We start from the raw sequence: 20,289 nt of genomic DNA on the forward strand, positions 1-20,289 counted from the left end.
CCATGAACGCACCCGCAGAACTCGCCAAGGTCATCGCGTCGCAACCCGACGCCACGCTCGGCTACAAGGATTTTTCGCTCGGCAGCTTCGGCTTCCGGCGCGACGAGTATTTCGCCCACGTCACCTGGAAGACCCGCGACGGCCGGCCGATGAGCCACACGCTGGACGTCGGCAACTACCTGCGCGCCCTGATGCGCGACGTCGCCTGGGGCTTCTTCTACGGCTGGGTCAACTTCGACGACGTGATCGGCACCGTCAACCACTACCAGTCGGTCGACCTCTATGCCGGCAGCTTCAACGGCACCATGAAGGAAGCTGGCATCGACCTGCTCGAGAATTTCCCGACGGCGCAGATCCGCGCCACCTTCGAGGCCATGCTCGACGACTGGACCAACGAGAGCTTCGACCCCTTCTCCGCGCCGCAGGAGACCGGTTCGCCCTACGGCCGCAAGAAGGGCAACAACACGGCCAAGATCACCCGGGCGCGCGAGTTGGCGACGCGCTGTGTCGGCCTGAAAGGCGACCTCGACCTGCGCAGCGACGCGCGTGGCGCGCCGATCAACCGTGCCTTCGCCGACGTGCCGCAGGGCGAGCCCGAGCTGCACCCCGAGCCCGGCTTCGAGAACGACGTGCACGCCTTCAACCTGTTCGGCTTCCTGAGCCGCTCGCAGGTGACGTGGAACCCGAGCTTCACTTCGGTCGTCAAGCACAGCTACATGTGCCCGACCACGGAGGAGCACATCCTGCCGATCATCCACGGCAACGACCGCGTCGAGTGGTTCTTCCAGATGACCGACGAGATCCACTGGGACTGCGGCGACAAGAACACCGGCCGGCCGATGGCGCGCGTGATCATGAAGGCCGGCGACATGGCCGCGATGCCCGCCTATTGCCGCCATCAGGGCTTCAGCCCCAAGCGCTCGATGCTGCTGGTCTGGGAGAACGGCTCGCCCAGCCTGGTCTACGAGATCCAGAAGGGCGAGAGCCCCGAGATCCCGGTGCAGTTCTAGGACATGTGCAAGGGCTGCGCGGGAGGCCGCGCAGCCCCCGCCACGAGGAGACGACGCGCGTGGCAGGCCGCGACCGGCCCGGTGCCGGTGCGGCGTCGCGCCGCGGACGACCCGCATGGGCTCAAGCGAAGAAGGAGACACACCATGGCACTCACCCGTCAAACCATGACCGACGAGCAACGCAAGTCGGTGGCGCTCGAATACCTCAAGGCCTACGACAACGGTGGCGTCACCTCCACCGGCGGCTCGATCCTCGACCTGTTCGCGGATGACGCGCAGGTGTACTTCCCCAAATGGGGCCTGGCGAACGGCAAGGAACAGATCGGCAAGCTGTTCGGCGACGTGGGCAGCCGCGGCAAGTCCATCCGGCACGACTACGCGGGCTTCAACTGGATCTTCACGGGCACCGATCTGTTCGCCTGCGAAGGCACGAGCTTCGGCGAGCATGCCGACGGCCCGTGGCGCGCGGGCGTGCCCGAGTGGGGCGCAGGCCGCTGGTGCGACGTCTTCGAGATCCGCGACTTCCTGATTCAGCGCTGCTTCATCTACCTCGACCCGGACTACGCCGGCAAGGACACGGCCCGCTACCCCTGGCTGGCCGGCAAGACCCCATGACCCCAATGACCAACGAAACGACACGGCAGGGAGCCCGTCCATGACCCTCGCAGACATCCAGCAGGCCGCCGGCCTGACATCACCCATCCGCCACCAGCTCTTCATCGACGGCCGCTTCGTCGACGCGGAGTCGGGCGAGACGCTGGCCACGCTGAACCCGCACGACAACTCGACCATCGCCGACGTGGCGCTGGCGGGCAAGGCCGACGTCGACCGCGCGGTGGCCGCGGCGAAGCGCGCCTTTCCGGCCTGGAGCCGCATGGCGGCAGCCGACCGCGGCCGCATCCTGCTCAAGCTCGCCGATCTCATCGAGGCCAACACCGAGGATCTGGCCCGCCTCGAGTCGCTCGACACCGGCCACCCGATCCGTGATTCGCGCAAGCTCGACGTGCCGCGCACCGCGGCCTGCTTCCGCTACTTCGGCGGCATGGCCGACAAGTTCCAGGGCGAGACGATTCCCGTCGAGGCCGGCTTCCTCAACTACACGCTGCGCGAGCCGGTCGGCATCGTCGGCCAGGTGGTGCCGTGGAACTTCCCGCTGATGTTCACGAGCTGGAAGATGGGGCCCGCGCTCGCGGCCGGCAATTGCATCGTGATGAAGCCGGCCGAGATCACGCCGCTGAGCTCGCTCAGGATCGTCGAGCTCATGGCCGAGGCCGGCATGCCCGACGGCGTGGTCAACATGGTGCCCGGTCTCGGCAGCGTCGTGGGCCAGTACATCGCCGAGCACCCCGAGATCGCGAAGATCGCCTTCACCGGCAGCACCGCGACCGGCCGGCGCGTGGTGCAGGCCAGCGCCGGCAACCTCAAGAAGGTGCAGCTCGAGCTCGGCGGCAAGGGGCCCAACATCGTGTTCGAGGACGCCTTCCTGCCGGCCGCCGTCAACGGCAGCGCCTGGGCCATCTTCCACAACCAGGGGCAGGCCTGCATCGCGGGCTCGCGGCTGATGCTGCACGAGAAGATCGCCGACGCCTTCCTCGAGCAGTTCATTCCGCTGGCGCAGTCGATCAGGCTCGGCAACCCGCTCGACGACGCGACCGAGATGGGCCCGCTCACGAGCGCGCTGCACCGCGAGCGCGTGCTGAGCTATGTCGAGGTGGCCAAGGGCGAGGGCGGCGAAGTGCTGGCGGGCGGCCGTTCGCCGGGCGGCGACCTGGCGCGCGGCTGCTATGTCGAGCCGACGGTGGTGCGCGCGAAGTCGTTTCGCGACCGTGTCGCGCAGGAAGAGGTGTTCGGCCCCTTCGTCACGGTGCTCACCTTCAAGAACGACGCGGAGGCGATGGAGATCGCCAACGGCACCGACTACGGCCTGGGCAGCGGCCTGTGGACCCGCGACCTGCAGCGGGCCCACCGCGTCGCGCGCGACCTGCACGCGGGCATGGTCTGGATCAACAGCTACAAGCGCGTGAACCCCGGCTCGCCCTTCGGCGGTGTCGGCCAGAGCGGCTATGGGCGCGAAATGGGTTTCGATGCGATGCGCGAGTACACGCAGGTCAAGAGCGTGTGGGTGAACATCGACGCCCAGATCCCGCCGCACTTCGTGCGCTGACCTTCGAGCGAAAGAGAACATGCCTCCAGTTGCGATCAAGTCTCTCATTGCGTGTGCCATCCTGGCGGGCGCCGCCGTCACGCTCCATGCCCAACAAGCCTGGCCGACCAAGACCGTGCGCGTAGTGGTGGCGTTTCCGCCCGGCGGCATCGTCGACAACGTCGCGCGCCAGTTGCAGCCTCGCCTGCAGGCGGCGCTGGGGCAGCCGGTCATCATCGACAACCGCAGCGGCGCCGGCGGCACCGTGGGCGCGGCAGAGGTGGCCAGGGCCGCGCCCGACGGCTACACCCTGCTCATGGTGTTCGACAGCTATGCGACCTATCCGCTGGTCTATCCCAAGCTGAGCTTCGACATCGCGAAAGACCTGCAGCCGGTGACGCAGATCGCGAGCAATCCGCTGGTGCTGGTCGTGAATCCCAAGGTGCCGGCCAATGACTTCAAGAGCTTCGTCAGTCTGCTCAAGTCCCAGCCCGGCCAGTACAACTACGCGAGCGTCGGACCGGGATCGAGCAACCACCTGACGGCCGAACTCTTCAAGGCACAGACCGGCACCTTCGTCACCCACATCCCTTACCGGGGCGGCGGCCCGGCGCAGCAAGACCTGCTGGGCGGTCAGGTCGAGATGATGTTTCTTTCCGCTGTGCTCGCGCAGCCGCACGTGAAGGCCGGCAAGTTGCGCGCGTTGGCCCAGACCGGCGCGCAGCGCGTCCCCGCCTATGCCGACACGCCGACCGTGGCCGAGAGCGGCTACCGCGGATTCGAAGTCAATTCCTGGGTCGGTCTGCTGGCGCCGGCCGGCACGCCGCGCAGCGTGGTCGATCGGCTGCAAACCGAGGTGCGCAAGATCGTGGCCGATCCGGCCTTCGATCAACGTCTGCGCGAACAGGGGCTGACGGGAATCGCGGGCACGCCCGAGCAGTTCGTCCTCGCGCTGCGCGCCGAACAGGACAAATGGACACGGCTGGTGCGCGAGCGCAGCCTGAGCCTTGAGTAGGACATCGGCGATGCACGACTTCGTCTACACCAGCCATCCGCAGCGCATCGTGTTCGGCGCCGGCTCGCTGCGGCACCTGGCGCGCGAGATCGAGGCGCTGGGCGCGCGGCGCGCGCTCGTGCTCTCGACGCCGGGGCAGCGCGGACAGGCCGAGCGCGTGGCCGACATGCTCGGCGCGCGGGCGGCCGGTATCTTCGACCGCGCCGTGATGCACGTGCCGATCGAGACCGCGCGCGAAGCCCGCGAGGTCGCGCGGCGGCTGGGTGCCGACTGCGCCGTGGCCATCGGCGGCGGCTCGACCACCGGGCTGGGCAAGGCCATCGCGCTCGATTCGGGCTTGCCGATCCTCGCCATCCCGACCACCTACGCCGGCAGCGAGATGACGCCGATCTACGGCCTCACCGAAGCCGGCCTCAAGAAGACCGGCAAGGACCCGCGGGTGCTGCCGCGCACCGTGATCTACGACCCCGAGCTGTCGCGCGGCCTGCCCGCGGGCCTCAGCGTGACCAGCGGCATCAATGCGATTGCGCATGCGGCCGAGGGGCTCTATGCGCAGGACAGCAACCCGGTGATGGACCTGATGGCGCAGGAGGGCATCGCCGCGATCGCGCGGGCCCTGCCGGCGATCCGGCGGCAGCCCGGGGGCATCGAGGCGCGCGCCGACGCGCTCTACGGCGCCTGGCTCTGCGGCAGCGTGCTCGGCAGCGTCGGCATGGCGCTGCACCACAAGCTCTGCCACACGCTGGGCGGCAGCTTCAACCTGCCGCATGCCGAGGTGCACACCGTGGTGCTGCCGCATGCCATCGCCTTCAATGCCGAGGCGGCGCCGCGTGCCATGGAGCGCATCGCGCGGGCGCTGGGCACCGCTTCCGCGGCGCAGGGACTCTACGCGCTCGCACGCGACAACGCGGCACCCGTCGCCCTCAGGGACATCGGCATGCGCGCCGAGGACCTCGACCGTGCGGCCGATCTTGCGGTGAGCAACCCCTACTGGAACCCGAGGCCCTTCGGGCCGGCCGAGCGCGACGCGATCCGCGCGCTGCTCCAACGCGCGTTCGACGGCGACCCGCCCGGCTGACGCTGCCGGCGATTCCTTGTGCAGCAAGAGAAAGAAAAGGAGACAACCATGACATTCAATCGCAGGCAGTTCACCCAGGCCGCGGCCGCACTGGCCGCCGCCGGCGCCGCGCCGCGGGTCTTCGCGGCCGACACGCTCAAGATCGGCTACGTGTCGCCGCAGACCGGCCCGCTCGCGCCGTTCGGCGAAGCGGACAAGTGGGTCATCGACCAGATGAAGATCGCCTTCAAGGACGGCATCGGCGTCGGCGGCAAGAAATACGCGGTGCAGATCGTGCTGAAGGACAGCCAGTCGAACCCGAACCGCGCGGGCGAAGTCGCCAATGACCTGATCCTCAAGGACAAGGTCGCGCTGGTGCTCACCGCCGGCACGCCCGAGACCGCCAACCCGGTGAGCGACGCCTGCGAGCTCAACGAGGTGCCCTGCATCTCCAGCGTGGTGCCGTGGCAGCCGTGGTTCTTCGGCCGCAAGGGCGATCCGGCCAAGGGCTTCGCGTGGACCTACCACCTGTTCTGGGGCCTGGAAGACGTGATCGCGAACTTCACCAGCGGCTGGAAGACGATCCCGACCAACAAGAAGGTCGGCGGCCTCTTCCCCAACGACGGCGACGGCAACGCCTGGGGCGACAAGGAACTCGGCTTCCCGAAGCCGCTCTCGCAGATGGGTTTCACGCTGGTCGACCCGGGCCGCTTCCAGAACGGCACGCAGGACTTCAGCGCCCAGATCGCGGCCTTCAAGAAGGACGGCGTCGAGATCGTCACCGGCGTCGTGATCCCGCCCGATGCCAAGACCTTCCTGACGCAGGCGCGGCAGCAGGGCTTCAGGCCGAAGATCATCACGCTCGGCAAGGCGCTGCTGTTCCCGGGTGCGATCGATGCGCTCGGCGAACTGGGCGACGGCCTGTCGACCGAAGTCTGGTGGAGCCCTTCGCATCCCTTCACCTCCAGCCTGACGAAGCAGAGCGCGAAGGCACTGGCCGAGGCCTACGAGACCGGCGCGAAGAAGCAGTGGACGCAGCCGATCGGCTTTGCGCATGCCCTGTTCGAGGTGGCCGCAGACGCGCTGTCGCGGGCCAAGTCGTCCAAGGCTGCGGATGTGCGCGATGCGGTGGCCGCGACGTCGCTCGCGACCGTGGTCGGGCCGGTCAAGTGGGGCGGCCAGGGTCCCTTCAAGAATGTCAGCAAGACGCCGCTGGTGCTGGGCCAATGGGGCAAGGGCAAGAAGTACAAGTACGAGCTGACCATCGTGAGCAACGAGGCCGCGCCGGACATCCCCGTCGGTGGCGCCCTCAGGCCGATGCCGGGCTGAACGCCATGACCCTGCTCGCGCTCCACGCCGTCAGCAAGTCCTACGGCGCGCTCAAGGTCACCGACGGCATCACGCTCGCGGTGACCGAGGGCGAGACCCTGGGCATCCTCGGGCCGAACGGCGCCGGCAAGACCACGCTGTTCAACCTGATCTCGGGCGACGTGCGGGTGGATGCGGGCAGGGTGGAGTACGAGGGGCGCGACGTGACCACGCTCAAGCCGCACCAGCGCTGCCACGCGGGCATCGGCCGCAGCTACCAGGTGCCGCAGCCCTTCGGCCACATGAGCGTGTTCGAGAACCTGGTGACCGCGGCCTGTTTCGGCGCGCAGGAGCGCGAAAAGGAAGCCTGGCAGACCGCGCACGAAGTCCTCGCGCAGACCGGGCTGATGGCGCGGGCGAACCAGCCGGCCGGCGGCCTCACCCTGCTCGACCGCAAGCGTCTCGAACTGGCCCGCGCGCTCGCCACGCGGCCGAAGCTGCTGCTGCTCGACGAGATCGCGGGCGGGCTGACCGAGCCCGAGGCGCGCCAGCTGGTCGAGGAGTTGCAGCAGATCAAGGCGCGCGGCGTCACGATGATCTGGATCGAGCACGTGGTGCATGCGCTGCTGTCGCTGGCCGACCGGCTGTTCGTCATCAACTTCGGGCAGAAGCTGGCCGAGGGCGAGCCGCGCGCGGTGATGAACGATCCCGAAGTGCGGCGGGTGTACATGGGGATGGAGATATGACGGCACTGCTTTGCGCCGAGGGCCTCCAGGCTTTCTACGGCGATGCCCAGGCCCTGTTCGGCATCGACTTCGAGCTGCACCCCGGCGAGCTGCTGGCGATCATCGGCGCCAACGGGGCCGGCAAGTCGACCTTCCTGAAGTGCCTGACCGGCCTGGTGCGCGCGCCGCGCGAGGCGATCCGGTTCAAGGGCGAGGCGATCGGCGGTTTGCCGCCCGGCGAGATCGTGCGGCGCGGCCTGGCGATGGTGCCCGAGGGCCGGCGCCTGTTCGCCAGCCTCAGCGTCGAAGAGAACCTGTTGATGGGCGCCGCGAGCGGCCGGGCCGGCCCCTGGAGTCTGAAGCGACTGTACGAGATGTTCCCGATCCTTGCGCAGAAGCGGCGCGAGCCCGCGATGGCGCTGTCGGGCGGCCAGCAGCAGATGGTGGCGCTGGGCCGCGCCCTCATGAGCAACCCCGAGGTGCTGCTGTGCGACGAGCTCTCGCTGGGCCTGGCGCCGATCGTGATCCGCGAGATCTATGCCGCCATGCCGCGCATCACGTCCGAGGGCATGACGGTCGTGATCGTCGAGCAGGACGTGGGCATGGCCCAGCAGGTCTCGCAGCGCGTGTACTGCCTGCAGGAGGGGCGGGTGTCGCTGACCGGGCGCTCCCGCGAGCTCACGCGCGAGCAGATCTCGCAGGCGTACTTCGGCCTCGACACGCACGCGGAGGCGGCCGCGCCATGATCGAGACCCTGATCCAGGGCCTGCTGCTCGGCGGCCTCTACACGCTGTTCGCGCTCGGCCTGTCGCTGATGTTCGGCGTGATGCGCCTGACCAATGTCGCGCAGGGCGATTTCATCATCCTGGCGGCCTTCGCCGCCATCGCCGGCGTCTCGCTGACCGGCAGCGCGCCGATCTGGGTGGTGCTGGCGGTGCTGCCGATCGCGTTCGGCTTCGGCTACCTGCTGCAGCGCCACGTGCTCAACCGCACGCTGGGCAAGGATCCGCTGCCCTCGCTGGTCGTGACCTTCGGCCTCTCGATCGTGATCCAGAACCTGCTGCTGGAGCTGTTCTCGGCCGATCCGCGCGCCCTCGAGATCGGCCCGCTGGCCACCCGGTCGCTGCAGCTCACCGATTCGCTGGCGCTCGGCGTGCTTCCGCTGGTCGTGCTGGCCGTCGCGCTGGCGGCCACGGCGGCCATGCAATGGATGTTCGCGCGCACGCCGCTGGGCCGGATCTTCCGCGCCGTCTCGGACGATCGCGAGATCGCCGAGCTGATGGGGCTCAAGGCGAACCAGGTCTACGCGCTGGCCACCGGTATCGCCTTCGTGCTGATCGCGATCGCCGGTGCGCTGCAGGGCATGCGCACCACGGTGTCGCCATCGGACGGGCCGCTCCTGCTGCTGTTTGCCTTCGAGGCGGTGATCATCGGCGGCATGGGCTCGTTCTGGGGCACGCTGGCCGGCGCGATGATCCTCGGCATCACGCAGCAGATCGGCTTCCGGCTCGATCCGGGCTGGGGCATCTGGATGGGCCACCTGGTCTTCCTGGGGGTGCTCGTGCTGCGGCCGCAAGGGCTTTTCCCCAAGACGCGTGGCTGAGGCCCGCAACCATGGAACCGGTCATGACGAACAGGACTTTCGACGTGGTGCGCAGCACCCCTGCGAGCCGCGCGGCGCTGTGGGCAGCGGGCGCGCTGGTGGTGCTGGCGGCCAGCCTGCCGTTCTGGGGCGAGTCGAGCTGGATGCGCGAATTCGTCGAGATCGCCTGCTACTTCATCTTCGCGATGATGTGGAACCTGCTGGCGGGCTACGGCGGCATGGTGAGCATCGGGCAGCAGGCCTTCTTCGGCTTCGGCGGCTACGTGATGCTGATGCTCGGCAACTTCGCGGGGCTGAATCCCTTCCTCGCGATTCCGTTGGGCGCACTGGCGGCGGGCCTGATCGCGGTGCCGGTGTCCTTCGTCGCCTTCCGCCTCTCGGGCGGCTACTTCGCCATCGGCACCTGGGTGATCGCCGAAGTGTTCCGGCTGAGCTTCGCCAACGTGTCGGCGGTGGGCGGCGGCTCGGGCACCACGCTCACGGCCCTGCGCGGCATCGAGCGCGCGACGCGCGAGAGCGTCACCTACTGGATGGCGCTGGCCTGCGTGGTGGCGGCGATCGCGCTGGTCTACCTGTTCCTGCGCAGCAAGCGCGGGCTGGCGCTGCTGGCGATCCGCGACAACGAGGTCGCGGCCGAGTCGCAGGGGATCCCGGTCGTGCGCATGAAGCTCGCGGTGTACGTGGTCGCGGCCTTCGGCGCCGGCCTGGCGGGCGCGCTGTACTTCGTGGGCAACCTGCGCATCAGCCCCGACGCGGCCTTCAGTGTCAACTGGACGGCGTTCGCGATCTTCATGGTGGTGATCGGCGGCATCGGCCGCATCGAAGGACCGATGCTCGGTGCCCTGATCTTCTGGGCGCTCAACAAGTTTCTGAGCGACTACGGCACCTGGTATCTGCTCGGGCTCGGCCTGCTCGCGATCCTGGTCACCATCTTCTTCAAGCAGGGCCTGTGGGGTTTCGCCCAGCAGCGCTGGGGCTGGTCGCTGTTTCCCACCCAGCGCCGGCTGTCGGCCCACCCGGTGGCCCCGAAGCGCTCCCTGCCCGCTGCACGTCCCCCCGAACTGGAGCTCCATCCCCATGCGAAACATCAATGAACACACCATCACCGCCGCCGTGCTCGACCGCATGGCGGGCTGCGAAGACCCGCGGCTCAAGGAGGTGCTCTCGGCGCTGGTGCGCCACCTGCACGACTTCGCGCGCGAGGTGAAACTGACCGAAGCCGAGTGGGCGGCCGGCATCGAGTTCCTGACTGCGACGGGTCAGAAGTGCAGTGACAAGCGGCAGGAGTTCATCCTGCTGTCGGACACGCTGGGCCTGTCGATGCTCACGGTGGCGCTCAATCATGCGAAGAGCGCGCAGGCCACCGAGGCGACCGTGTTCGGCCCCTTCCATGTGCAGGGGGCGCCGCGTCTCGCGCTCGGCGACGACATCTCGGGTGGCGCCAAGGGCGAGCCGCTGTTCGTGCAGGCCACCGTTCGCGGCCGCGACGGCGAGCCCGTCGCCGATGCCGAGGTCGATGTCTGGGAGGCCGACGCCGAGGGTTTCTACGACGTGCAGCGGGCCGGGCTGGACCGGCCGCAGGGCCGGGCCGTCTTCCGCACCGATGCCGAGGGCCGGCTGTGGTTCCGTGGCGTGATGCCGGTGGCCTATCCGATTCCGACCGACGGCCCGGTGGGCGCGATGCTGCGGGCGACCAGGCGCCATCCGTGGCGGCCCGCACACGTCCATTTCATGATCCAGGCGCCGGGCTACGAGACGTTGATCACGCACGTGTTCCGCGATGGCGATATCTACCTCGACAGTGACGCGGTCTTCGGCGTGCGCAGCTCGCTGATCGGCGACTTCGCCTCGCACCCCGAGGGCAGCGCGCCGGACGGCAGCCTGCAGACCCGGCCGTTTCACACGCTGGCCTTCGACTTCGTGCTGGAGCCCGCCACGAACCCCTGAGCTGTGGCCATAATCGCCGATGCAAAGCCACAGCCCGTCGCCCCCTCCGACCGAGGCGCTCGCGCCGCACACGCCGCTGCCGGCCTACTACGGGGACGAGGCCGAGCACCAGCAGTTCCTGCGCCGCATCTTCGACGACACCGCGCCCGACTACGACCGTATCGAGCGGGTGCTCGCGCTCGGCTCGGGGCCGTGGTATCGGCGCAAGGCGCTGGAGCGGGCCGGCCTGGTGGCCGGCGCGCAGGTGCTCGACGTCGGCATCGGCACCGGGTTGGTCGCGCGCGAAGCGCTCACGCTGATCGGCCCGCGCGGGTTGCTGGTGGGGGTCGACCCCAGCCCCGGGATGATGGGGCAGGTCACGCTGCCCGGTGTCGAACTGGTTCGCGGCCGGGCCGAGGCGCTGCCGCGGCCCGACGCCAGCAGCGATTTCATCAGCATGGGCTATGCGCTGCGCCACATCGCCGACGTGAACGCCGCCTTCGCCGAGTTCTTCCGGGTGCTGCGGCCGGGCGGCCGGCTGCTGGTGTTGGAGATCAGCAAGCCTGCGGGGCGAGCCGGCACGGCCGTGCTGAAGGCCTACATGCGCGGCGTGGTGCCGTTGATCGCCCGCGTGGTGGCGCAGGGCCATGACACGGCCGAACTCTGGCGCTACTACTGGGACACGATCGAAGCCTGCATCGCGCCGGAGTCGGTGCTGGCGGCGCTGCGTGCCGCCGGCTTCGAAGGGGTGAAGCGGCACACCGAACTCGGCATCTTCTCCGAGTACAGCGCGATCAAGCCCTCGGCCTGAGGGTCGGCGCGGCCGGCCGGAATGCGGCCAGAATCAGGCTCCCCAACCCAGCCTCCGGCACCCGGCATGAAGTCACCCGCATCGTTCGTCCTGCCCTCCCGCCGCCGCTTGCTGTACTGGATCCTGGGGGTCGCCGTCCTCACCGCCCTGGCGTGGGCGGTCGTGCGCTACGTCAGCCCGGCGCCGCCGCGATCGCTCGTGATGAGCACCGGCGCGGCCGACGGCGCCTACCACCACTTCGGCGAGCGCTATCAGGAGATCCTGCGCGCCAACGGCATACGGCTCGACCTGCGCACGTCGAGCGGCGGCGTCGAGAATCTGCAGCGGCTCAACGACGGCACGGTGTCCGTCGGCTTCGTGCAGGGCGGCATCGGCCTGCTGGCGCAGGACCCCGACGCCCCGCCCGAGTCGACGCCGTTGCGCTCGCTGGCTACCGTCGCCTTCGAACCGGTCTGGATCTTCACCCACACCCTCGACCTGACAAAGGGGCTGGGACCCCTGGCCGGCAGGCGCATCGCCATCGGTGTCCCGGGCAGCGGCAATCACAAGGTCGCGACCGAACTGCTGGCGGCTTACGGCGTGGTCCCCGACGGCCCGCAGGGCACGACCTTCGTGAGCGAAGGCGGCATGGCGGCGGCGGACCTGCTCGCCGGCCGCCAGGTCGATGCCGCGATCATCATCGCCGCGGCGCAGGCCCCGGCGGTGCAGAAGCTGCTCGCGGACGACCGCGTGCGGCTGGCTTCGCTGGACCATGTGGATGGCCTGGCGCGGCGCTTTCCGTACTTCCAGCCCGTGACCCTCAAGCGCGGCTCGGTCGATCCGAGGCGCGACCTGCCGCCCCAGGACATCCACCTGCTTGCCACCACCGCCAACCTGGTGGTGCGCGACGAACTGCATCCGGCGCTGGCCTACCTGCTGCTCGAGGCGGCGCGGCAGGTGCACCGGCCGCCCAGCATCATCGACCGGCCCGGCGATTTTCCGAGTCCCACCGGCACCGATTTCCCGCTCGCGTCCGAAGCCGAGCGCTACTTCAAGAATGGCCGGCCGTTCCTGCAGAGCTACCTGCCCTTCTGGGCCGCGAACTATGTGCAGCGCCTGCTGCTGCTGCTGGTGCCGCTGGCGGCGATCCTGCTGCCGTTGGTCCGCGTGCTGCCCGAGTTCATCGCCTGGCGCCGCCAGAGCGGGCTGTACCGCCGCTACGGCGAACTGAAGTTCCTCGAGCAGGACCTGGCCTCGCGCAAGCTCGATGACCAGGAGCGGCTCGAGGCCCGGGCGAAGCTCGACCGGATCGAGGACGAGGTCGTCCGGACCAAGTTCCCGCTCGATTTCACGGACCGGGTCTACACGCTGCGCCAGCATGTGGACTACGTGCGCGCGCAACTGCAGCGGCAGGCAGAGAGCAAGGGCGGCTAGGGCCTGTTCACACTATTTCTGGCATGCCTTCCCTTCGCGTGGCAACGCGATCCCCGGAAATAGTGTGAACAGGCCCTGGCCTACAGCAGCCGCGAGATCTCCCGCGCCGAGGCCAGCAGTGCCGGCAGCATCGTGTCCTGCATCACCTTGGCACTGGTGCGGTTGGCCTGGCCGCTGATGTTGAGCGCGGCCACGGTGCGGCCCGCGCGATCGACGATCGGCGCGGCGATCGAGATCAGCCCTTCTTCCAGTTCCTGGTTGACCAGGCACCAGCCTTGCCGCCGCGCCTGCGCCACCTTGGCGAGCAAGGCGTCGATGTCGGTCACCGTGTGCTTGGTGAAGGCCTCGCGGGTCGAGGCCGCGAGCCGCGCATGCAGTTCTTCTTCATCGAGGTCGGCCAGCAGCAGCCGCCCCATCGAGGTGCAATAGGCCGGCAGGCGCGAACCGACGCCCAGGTTGATGCGCATGATCTTGTGGGTCGGCACCCGCATCACGTAGACGATGTCGGTGGCGTCGAGTACCGCGGCGGAGCACGACTCCTGCACCTGCCGCACCAAGGCCTCCATGACCGGCTCGGCCCGGTTCCAGATCGGCATCGACGACAGATAGGCGAAGCCCAGGTCGAGGATGCGCGGCGTCAGGCCGAAGTGCTTGCCGTCGCTCGTCACATAACCCAGCGTCTGCAGCGTGAGCAGGATGCGGCGCGCGCCGGCGCGCGTGAGGCCGCTGGCGGCCGCCACCTCGCTGAGCGTCTGGCGCGGCGCGCCGGCGCTGAACGAGCGGATCACCTGCAGCCCGCGCGCGAAGGACTGCACGTAGCTGTCGCCGGGCGCGGGTGCAACGGGTTGTTTCTGCTGGGTTGCCATGGCGTGGTATCGTCCTTAGAATTCATTATACGAACAATTGTTCGACATGCGAACAAATTCCGTGCCCTCGCCGACAGATCGCGGGGCAAGGCGTTCGGCTTCTTCCCCTTCCCGGAGACAGATTCCATGATCAACAAGATCGCACGCTCGGTCGCCGATGCCATGGCCGGCATCAAGGACGGCGCCACGGTGCTGATCGGCGGCTTCGGCACCGCCGGCATTCCCATCGAACTCATCGACGGCCTGATCGAGCAGGGCGCCCGTGACCTCACGGTGGTCAACAACAACGCGGGCAATGGCGAGACCGGCCTGGCCGCGCTGCTCAAGGCCGGCCGCGTGCGCAAGATCATCTGCAGCTTTCCGCGCCAGGCCGACAGCCAGGTGTTCGACGGCCTCTACCGCACCGGCCAGCTCGAGCTCGATCTGGTGCCGCAGGGCAACCTGGCCGAGCGCATCCGCGCCGCCGGCGCGGGCATCGGCGCCTTCTTCTGCCCGACCGGCTTCGGCACGCAACTGGCCGGCGACCGCGAGACGCGCGAGATCGACGGCAAGCCCTACGTGCTGGAGTACCCGATCCGCGGCGACGTCGCACTGATCAAGGCCGAGCAGGGCGACCGCTGGGGCAACCTGGTCTACCGCAAGGCGGCGCGCAACTTCGGCCCGGTCATGGCGATGGCCTCCGACCGCACCATCGCCACCGTGCACGAGATCGTGGAGCTCGGCGCGATGGACCCCGAGCACGTCGTCACGCCGGGCATCTTCGTCCACAGCATCGTCAAGATCGACCGCGTTGCCACCGAGGGCGGCGGCTTCAAGAAGGCAGCATGACCATGAGTACCTACATCCGCCGCACCAAGGACCAGCTCGCCGCGCGGGTCGCCCAGGACATCTTCGACGGCGCCGTCGTCAACCTCGGCATCGGCCAGCCGACGCTGGTCGCGAACCACCTGCCGGCCGGCCGCGAGGTCATCCTGCACAGCGAGAACGGGATCCTCGGCATGGGTCCCGCACCCGCCGCGGGCGCGGAGGACTACGACCTGATCAACGCCGGCAAGCAGCCCGTGACGCTGCTGCCGGGCGGTGCCTTCTTCCACCACGCCGACAGCTTCGCAATGATGCGCGGCGGCCACCTCGACATCTGCGTGCTCGGCGCCTTCCAGGTCTCGGCCACCGGCGACCTCGCGAACTGGAGCACCGGCGAGGAAGGCGCGATCCCCGCGGTCGGCGGCGCCATGGACCTGGCCATCGGCGCCAGGCAGACCTGGGTCATGATGGATCTCCTGACCAAGAAGGGCGAGAGCAAGATCGTCGCGCAATGCAGCTATCCGCTGACCGGCCTCGGTTGCGTGAAGCGGGTGTATTCCGATCTTGCTACCCTCGAATGCACGCCCTCGGGCCTGAAGCTGATCGACAAGGTCGAGGGCCTCGGCCACGCGGAACTGGAACAACTGGTCGGCCTGCCGATCGCCATCTGAACCACAGGAGACTTCACCATGAGCAATCAAGCCTTCATCTGCGACGCCGTTCGCACGCCCTTCGGCCGCTACGGCGGATCGTTGTCCAGTGTGCGCACCGACGACCTCGGCGCGGTGCCGCTCAGGGCGCTGATGGCTCGCAACAAGAACGTCGACTGGCAGGCGGTCAGCGACGTGCTCTACGGCTGCGCCAACCAGGCCGGCGAAGACAACCGCAATGTCGCGCGCATGGCCGCGCTGCTCGCCGGCCTGCCGGTCGAAGTCGGCGGCGGAACCATCAACCGCCTGTGCGGCTCGGGGCTCGATGCGCTCGGCACGGCGGCGCGCGCCATCAAGGCCGGCGAGTCCGGCCTGATGATCGCGGGCGGCGTCGAGAGCATGAGCCGCGCGCCCTTCGTGATGCCCAAGGCCGAGAGCGCCTTCAGCCGCAACAACGCGGTCTACGACACCACCATCGGCTGGCGTTTCGTCAACAAGCTCATGAAGGCGCAGTACGGCGTCGACTCGATGCCCGAGACGGCCGAGAACGTCGCCACCGACTACAAGATCGAGCGCGAGGCGCAGGACCGCATGGCGCTCGCTTCGCAGCAGCGCGCCGTGGCGGCGCAGAAGTCCGGCTTCTTCGATGCCGAGATCGTGCCGGTGAGCGTGGCGCAGAAGAAGGGCGACCCGATCATCGTCGACAAGGACGAGCATCCGCGCGAGACCAGCCTGGAGGCGCTGGCCAAGCTCAAGGGCGTGGTGCGGCCCGACGGCACCGTCACCGCCGGCAATGCCAGCGGCGTGAACGACGGCGCGGTCGCGCTGCTGCTGGCCGACGAGGCCAGCGCGGCGAAGCACGGCCTGACGCCGCGCGCGCGCGTGGTCGGCATGGCGGTGGCGGGCGTGCCGCCGCGCGTCATGGGCATCGGTCCGGCGCCGGCGACCGAGAAGGTGCTGAAGCTCACCGGCCTGAAGCTCGACCAGATCGACGTGATCGAACTCAACGAGGCTTTCGCCGCCCAGGGCCTGGCCGTGCTGCGCCTGCTGGGCCTGAAGGACGACGATGCGCGCGTCAACATCAACGGCGGGGCGATCGCGCTCGGCCATCCGCTGGGTGCCAGCGGGGCGCGACTGGCCACCACCGCGGTGAACCAGCTGCACAAGGGTGGCGGGCGCTATGCGTTGTGCACGATGTGCATCGGCGTCGGCCAGGGCATCGCGCTGATCCTCGAACGCGTCTGAGCGCGTTCCCCCTCGGGCCGCGCCCCTGCGGCCCGCTTTGAAATCTGGAAAGCAAGATGAGTCAACAAGAAGCCGCCCTGGTCACGGGCGGCAGCTCTGGCATTGGCCGGGCCACCTGCGAAGCACTGCTCGCGCAAGGACGCACAGTCGTCAATCTCGATCACAAGAAGCCTGACTGGAGCCACGAGAATCTCGTCTCTTTCCAGGCCGATCTGACGCAGGAAGGGGAAACCCAGGCGATCGCGCAGAGGATCACGTCGACCTACGCCGTCACGGCGCTGGTCAACAACGCCGGCGCCACGCGCCCGGGCACGATCGACAGTGCGACCATGGCCGACCTCGACTACGTCGTCGGGCTGCATTTCAAGGCCAGCATGATCCTGATCCAGGCGGCGCTGCCGGCGTTGCGCGCATCGGGCCGAGGCCGGATCGTGAACGTGTCGTCCCGTGCGGCGCTGGGCAAGCCCGAGCGCATCGTGTACTCGGCCACCAAGGCCGGACTGATCGGCCTCACGCGGACGCTGGCGATGGAACTCGGCGGCGACGGCATCACCGTCAATGCGGTCGCGCCGGGCCCGATCGCGACGGAACTTTTTCGCCAGAGCAACCCCGAAGGGGCACCGCAGACCCGGCGCATCATCGACAGCATCGTCGTGAAGCGCCTGGGCTCGGCGGACGACGTGGCCCGAGCCACGATGTTCTTCCTTTCGCCCGACAACGGATTCGTCACCGGCCAGGTGCTCTACGTCTGCGGCGGCACCACGCTGGGCGTCGCACCGGTCTGATCCGAATGCCGTCCTTTTCGATTCAACTTTCTCCCAGGCTTTCCATGTCACGTTTCCCTTTCCACGCCGCGCCGAAGCGCCGCACCTTCGTCCTCGCCGCTGCAGCCGCAGCCGTGTCGCTGGCGCCCTTCGCCGCTTCGGCGCAGGCCCAGTTTCCCGCCAAGCCCATCACGATCATCGTGCCCTTCTCGGCCGGCGGCACCACCGACATCCTGGCGCGCGTGATCGGCCAGTACATGGGGCGCGACCTCGGCCAGACGGTGGTGGTGGACAACCGCGCCGGTGCCGGCGGCAACATTGGCGGCCAGGCAGCGGCGCGGGCCCCGGCCGATGGCTACACGCTGTTCATGGGCACCGTCGGCACGCACGCCATCAACCAGAGCCTCTACCGGAAGATGCCCTTCGATCCGATCAAGGACTTCGCGCCGCTTTCGCGCGTGGCCATGGTGCCGAACCTGCTGGTGGCCAATCCGTCGCAGCCGTTCAAGAGCGTGAAGGAAATGATCGCCTTCGCCAAGGCCAACCCGGGCAAGATCAACTTCGGCTCATCGGGCAATGGCAGCTCCATTCACCTGTCGGGCGAGCTCTTCAAGCAGATGGCCGGCGTCGACATGCAGCACGTGCCGTACCGCGGCAGCGCGCCTGCGGTGTCGGATCTGCTGGGCGGGCAGATCTCGGTCATGTTCGACAACATGCCTTCCGCCATTCCGCACGTGAAGGGCGGCAAGCTCCGCGCCCTCGCGGTGACCACGGCCAAGCGCTCGCCGGCGCTGCCCGACGTGCCGACCATCGCCGAGGCCGGCGTGCCGGGCTACGAGGCCACCTCGTGGTTCGGCCTGCTGGCGCCGGCCGGCACGCCGGCACCGGTGGTCGCCAAGCTCAATGCATCGATCCTCAAGGCCCTGGCCGACCCGGAAGTGAAGAAGAAACTGGCCGAGCAGGGCGCCGAGCCCCATGGCGAGAAGCCGGAGCAGTTCGCGGCCTTCATCGAGAGCGAGACGGTGAAGTGGGGCAAGGTCGTGAAGGAGTCGGGCGCCAGCCTCGACTAGCCAGCGCAGGCACGCCAGACGAGGGTCGCGGCCGCGAGGTCTTCGAGCGCGCTGCCGACGGCCTTGAAGACCGTGCGCTCGCCCGCGGAGAGGCGGCCCTGCCGTTCGCCCTTGCAGAGCTGTGCCAGCGTCCCCTGGATCGTCTCCAGCGACACCGCACCCGCTGCGATGGCGTCGAGCAGGTCGCCGGCCTTGGTCGGCGCCTCGTCGGTGTCGACGTACACGCGGGCGCCGGCGAAGCAGTCGGCATCGGCCTCTTTCATCGCCGGCGTGAAGCTGCCGATCAGGTCCAGATGGGAGCCCGGCGCCAGCCATTCGCCACGCACCAGTGGCGCGGTCGCGAGCGTGGCGCAGCAGACGATGTCGGCGGCCGCGACCGCCGCCGCGAGATCGCCGACCGCCTGCGCGTTCCAGCCCTGTTGCCGCCATTCGGCGGCCAGCGCCTGCGCGCCTTCGGGGCGATGGTTCCAGACGCGGATCTCGCGGATCGGCCGCACGCTCGCATGGGCCGCCGGCAGCAGGCGTGCCACGCGCCCGGTGCCGAGCACCAGCAGCGTCGACGCTTCGTCGCGGGCGAGGAAGGATGCGCCCAGCGCCGAAGCGGCGGCGGTCCGGTGGGCCGTGATCTCGTTGCCCTCCATCTGCGCCAGCGGCACGCCCGTGTGGGCGTCATAGAGCACGTAGGTCGCATGCAGCCCGGGCAGGCCCCGAGCGCTGTTGCCCGGGAAGATGTTGATGGTCTTGATGCCGAGGAAGCCGGCTTCGCTCCACGCCGGCATGATCAGGACGGTGCCGCGGTCGGCGCCGGCCGCCACCGCATGGACGTGGCGCGGCGGCACCGTCGCATCGCTCGCGAAGGCCGCGCGCAGGGCCGGGACGAGGCGCTCGAAATTCAGCTGGGCACGGGTCTGGTCGGCGTCGAGGATGATCATGGCGGAAGTTGGGATGCGGCGTGGACAATGTAGCGCTCACGCACCCCCGGTTCCCCCGCCTTGAATCTCCCGATCATCACCGACCTGCATTTCTATGCGGTCGCCGTTCCTGCCGTGCTGCTGCTCGGCGTCAGCAAGAGCGGCTTCGGCGCCGGCTTCGGCTCCCTCGCAGTCCCCTTCATGGCCCTGGTGGTGAGCGTGCCGCAGGCGGCGGCCATCCTGATGCCGGTGCTGCTGCTGATGGACCTGCTGGGCCTCGCCGCCTTCCGCCGCGACTTCGATCGCCGGCTGCTGCGCTTCCTGATTCCGTATGGCCTGGCGGGCACGGTGATCGGCGCCCTTCTTTTCAAGGCGCTGCCGGCGGACAAGGTGGCTGGCATCGTCGGCGTCTTCACGCTGCTCTTTCTCGCCCAGCGCCTGCTGTTCCCCCCGCGTCCGGGCGATCCGCCGCCCTCCAGGGCGGGCGGTGCCGTGCTGACCACCCTCAGCGGCTTCACCAGCTTCATCGCCCATGCGGGCGGGCCGCCGGTCAGCGCCTACGTGATTCCGCTGCGGCTCGGGCCCGTGGCCTATACGGCGACCATGGCCTACTTCTTCTTCGTCGTGAACCTGAGCAAATGGGTGCCCTATGCCTGGCTCGGGCTGCTGGACTGGCGCAACATGGCGACCTCGCTGGTGCTGCTGCCGATCGCGCCACTGGGCGTGTGGGTGGGCATTCGCATCGCGCGCCGCATCGATCCGGTCTGGTTCTACCGCTTCGTCTACCTCGGCATGCTGCTGACCGGGCTCAAGCTGAGCTGGGATGCTTTCCTGGGTTGACAGGGCCCCCACGCTCCCCCACTTCGTGTGGGTCGCTGCCCCCCGAGGGGGCCGCAGGCCGCCTTGGGGCGGCCCGGCGCCGGCCTGGCCCCCACGCTCCCCCACTTCGTGGGGGCGCTGCCCCCGGG

Annotated in this window: 21 protein-coding genes; 19 read left to right on the forward strand and 2 right to left on the reverse strand. The window is 69.0% G+C overall.

Annotation, left to right across the window (positions count from 1 at the left end):
* Positions 1-2 precede the first annotated feature (2 nt).
* From AC1DYK_RS13315 to AC1DYK_RS13375, 13 genes are all read left to right on the forward strand, one after another.
* Entirely contained in the window at positions 3-1,010 is a 1,008-nt protein-coding gene (locus AC1DYK_RS13315) for a hydroxyquinol 1,2-dioxygenase (RefSeq protein ID WP_442283696.1), read from the forward strand.
* 144 nt (positions 1,011-1,154) lie between these two features.
* Positions 1,155-1,625, forward strand: a complete 471-nt coding sequence (locus tag AC1DYK_RS13320; protein ID WP_478166746.1) for a nuclear transport factor 2 family protein — start codon at positions 1,155-1,157, stop codon at positions 1,623-1,625.
* Between the two features lie 85 nt (positions 1,626-1,710).
* On the forward strand, positions 1,711-3,174 hold the full coding sequence (locus AC1DYK_RS13325; protein ID WP_478166811.1) for an aldehyde dehydrogenase family protein: 1,464 nt from the start codon (positions 1,711-1,713) through the stop codon (positions 3,172-3,174).
* A gap of 19 nt (positions 3,175-3,193) precedes the next feature.
* Complete coding sequence (locus tag AC1DYK_RS13330; RefSeq protein ID WP_478166747.1) at positions 3,194-4,168, forward strand: Bug family tripartite tricarboxylate transporter substrate binding protein; 975 nt, start codon at positions 3,194-3,196, stop codon at positions 4,166-4,168.
* 10 nt (positions 4,169-4,178) lie between these two features.
* Entirely contained in the window at positions 4,179-5,246 is a 1,068-nt protein-coding gene (locus tag AC1DYK_RS13335; protein ID WP_478166748.1) for a maleylacetate reductase, read from the forward strand.
* 48 nt (positions 5,247-5,294) lie between these two features.
* A complete protein-coding gene (locus tag AC1DYK_RS13340; protein WP_478166749.1) occupies positions 5,295-6,554 on the forward strand; it encodes an ABC transporter substrate-binding protein in 1,260 nt (419 codons plus the stop codon).
* 5 nt (positions 6,555-6,559) lie between these two features.
* On the forward strand, positions 6,560-7,279 hold the full coding sequence (locus tag AC1DYK_RS13345) for an ABC transporter ATP-binding protein (protein WP_478166750.1): 720 nt from the start codon (positions 6,560-6,562) through the stop codon (positions 7,277-7,279).
* Positions 7,276-8,004 (forward strand): ABC transporter ATP-binding protein, encoded by a 729-nt coding sequence (locus AC1DYK_RS13350; RefSeq protein ID WP_478166751.1) that lies wholly within the window; start codon positions 7,276-7,278, stop codon positions 8,002-8,004. The genes AC1DYK_RS13345 and AC1DYK_RS13350 overlap by 4 nt, the downstream gene beginning before the upstream one ends.
* On the forward strand, positions 8,001-8,861 hold the full coding sequence (locus AC1DYK_RS13355) for a branched-chain amino acid ABC transporter permease (RefSeq protein WP_478166752.1): 861 nt from the start codon (positions 8,001-8,003) through the stop codon (positions 8,859-8,861). Before AC1DYK_RS13350 ends, AC1DYK_RS13355 begins: the two co-directional genes overlap by 4 nt.
* A gap of 23 nt (positions 8,862-8,884) precedes the next feature.
* Positions 8,885-9,955 carry a branched-chain amino acid ABC transporter permease gene (locus AC1DYK_RS13360; RefSeq protein ID WP_478166753.1) on the forward strand — a complete coding sequence of 357 codons (1,071 nt, stop codon included), beginning with the start codon at positions 8,885-8,887 and terminating at the stop codon, positions 9,953-9,955.
* Complete coding sequence (locus AC1DYK_RS13365; protein WP_478166754.1) at positions 9,939-10,808, forward strand: intradiol ring-cleavage dioxygenase; 870 nt, start codon at positions 9,939-9,941, stop codon at positions 10,806-10,808. The genes AC1DYK_RS13360 and AC1DYK_RS13365 overlap by 17 nt, the downstream gene beginning before the upstream one ends.
* 19 nt (positions 10,809-10,827) lie before the next feature.
* Complete coding sequence (locus AC1DYK_RS13370) at positions 10,828-11,598, forward strand: class I SAM-dependent methyltransferase (protein ID WP_478166755.1); 771 nt, start codon at positions 10,828-10,830, stop codon at positions 11,596-11,598.
* A 66-nt stretch (positions 11,599-11,664) separates the two neighbouring features.
* On the forward strand, positions 11,665-13,011 hold the full coding sequence (locus AC1DYK_RS13375; protein ID WP_478166756.1) for a TAXI family TRAP transporter solute-binding subunit: 1,347 nt from the start codon (positions 11,665-11,667) through the stop codon (positions 13,009-13,011).
* A gap of 80 nt (positions 13,012-13,091) precedes the next feature.
* Here the strand turns inward: AC1DYK_RS13375 and AC1DYK_RS13380 are convergent, their stop codons facing one another.
* Positions 13,092-13,877 (reverse strand): IclR family transcriptional regulator, encoded by a 786-nt coding sequence (locus AC1DYK_RS13380; RefSeq protein ID WP_478166757.1) that lies wholly within the window; start codon positions 13,875-13,877, stop codon positions 13,092-13,094.
* Between the two features lie 126 nt (positions 13,878-14,003).
* Here AC1DYK_RS13380 and AC1DYK_RS13385 point away from each other — a divergent pair, with 126 nt between their 5' ends.
* Genes AC1DYK_RS13385 through AC1DYK_RS13405 form a run of 5 tightly spaced genes read left to right on the forward strand, consistent with a single transcriptional unit; the run spans position 14,004 to position 18,410 of the window.
* Entirely contained in the window at positions 14,004-14,705 is a 702-nt protein-coding gene (locus AC1DYK_RS13385; protein ID WP_478166758.1) for a 3-oxoacid CoA-transferase subunit A, read from the forward strand.
* On the forward strand, positions 14,702-15,352 hold the full coding sequence (locus tag AC1DYK_RS13390; protein WP_478166759.1) for a 3-oxoacid CoA-transferase subunit B: 651 nt from the start codon (positions 14,702-14,704) through the stop codon (positions 15,350-15,352). Before AC1DYK_RS13385 ends, AC1DYK_RS13390 begins: the two co-directional genes overlap by 4 nt.
* 18 nt (positions 15,353-15,370) lie before the next feature.
* Positions 15,371-16,576 carry a 3-oxoadipyl-CoA thiolase gene (gene pcaF, locus AC1DYK_RS13395; RefSeq protein WP_478166760.1) on the forward strand — a complete coding sequence of 402 codons (1,206 nt, stop codon included), beginning with the start codon at positions 15,371-15,373 and terminating at the stop codon, positions 16,574-16,576.
* A gap of 56 nt (positions 16,577-16,632) precedes the next feature.
* Positions 16,633-17,361 (forward strand): SDR family NAD(P)-dependent oxidoreductase, encoded by a 729-nt coding sequence (locus AC1DYK_RS13400; RefSeq protein ID WP_478166761.1) that lies wholly within the window; start codon positions 16,633-16,635, stop codon positions 17,359-17,361.
* A gap of 44 nt (positions 17,362-17,405) precedes the next feature.
* Positions 17,406-18,410, forward strand: coding sequence for a Bug family tripartite tricarboxylate transporter substrate binding protein (locus AC1DYK_RS13405; RefSeq protein WP_478166762.1), 1,005 nt, complete (start codon positions 17,406-17,408; stop codon positions 18,408-18,410).
* Here AC1DYK_RS13405 and lhpI read toward each other — a convergent pair.
* Positions 18,407-19,342 (reverse strand): bifunctional Delta(1)-pyrroline-2-carboxylate/Delta(1)-piperideine-2-carboxylate reductase, encoded by a 936-nt coding sequence (gene lhpI / locus AC1DYK_RS13410; RefSeq protein ID WP_478166763.1) that lies wholly within the window; start codon positions 19,340-19,342, stop codon positions 18,407-18,409. The genes AC1DYK_RS13405 and lhpI overlap by 4 nt on opposite strands.
* A gap of 60 nt (positions 19,343-19,402) precedes the next feature.
* Between lhpI and AC1DYK_RS13415 the strand changes: the two genes are divergently transcribed.
* Complete coding sequence (locus tag AC1DYK_RS13415; RefSeq protein WP_478166764.1) at positions 19,403-20,161, forward strand: sulfite exporter TauE/SafE family protein; 759 nt, start codon at positions 19,403-19,405, stop codon at positions 20,159-20,161.
* Positions 20,162-20,289: the final 128 nt, after the last annotated feature.

The organism is Variovorax sp. P2_H12 (assembly GCF_056403395.1).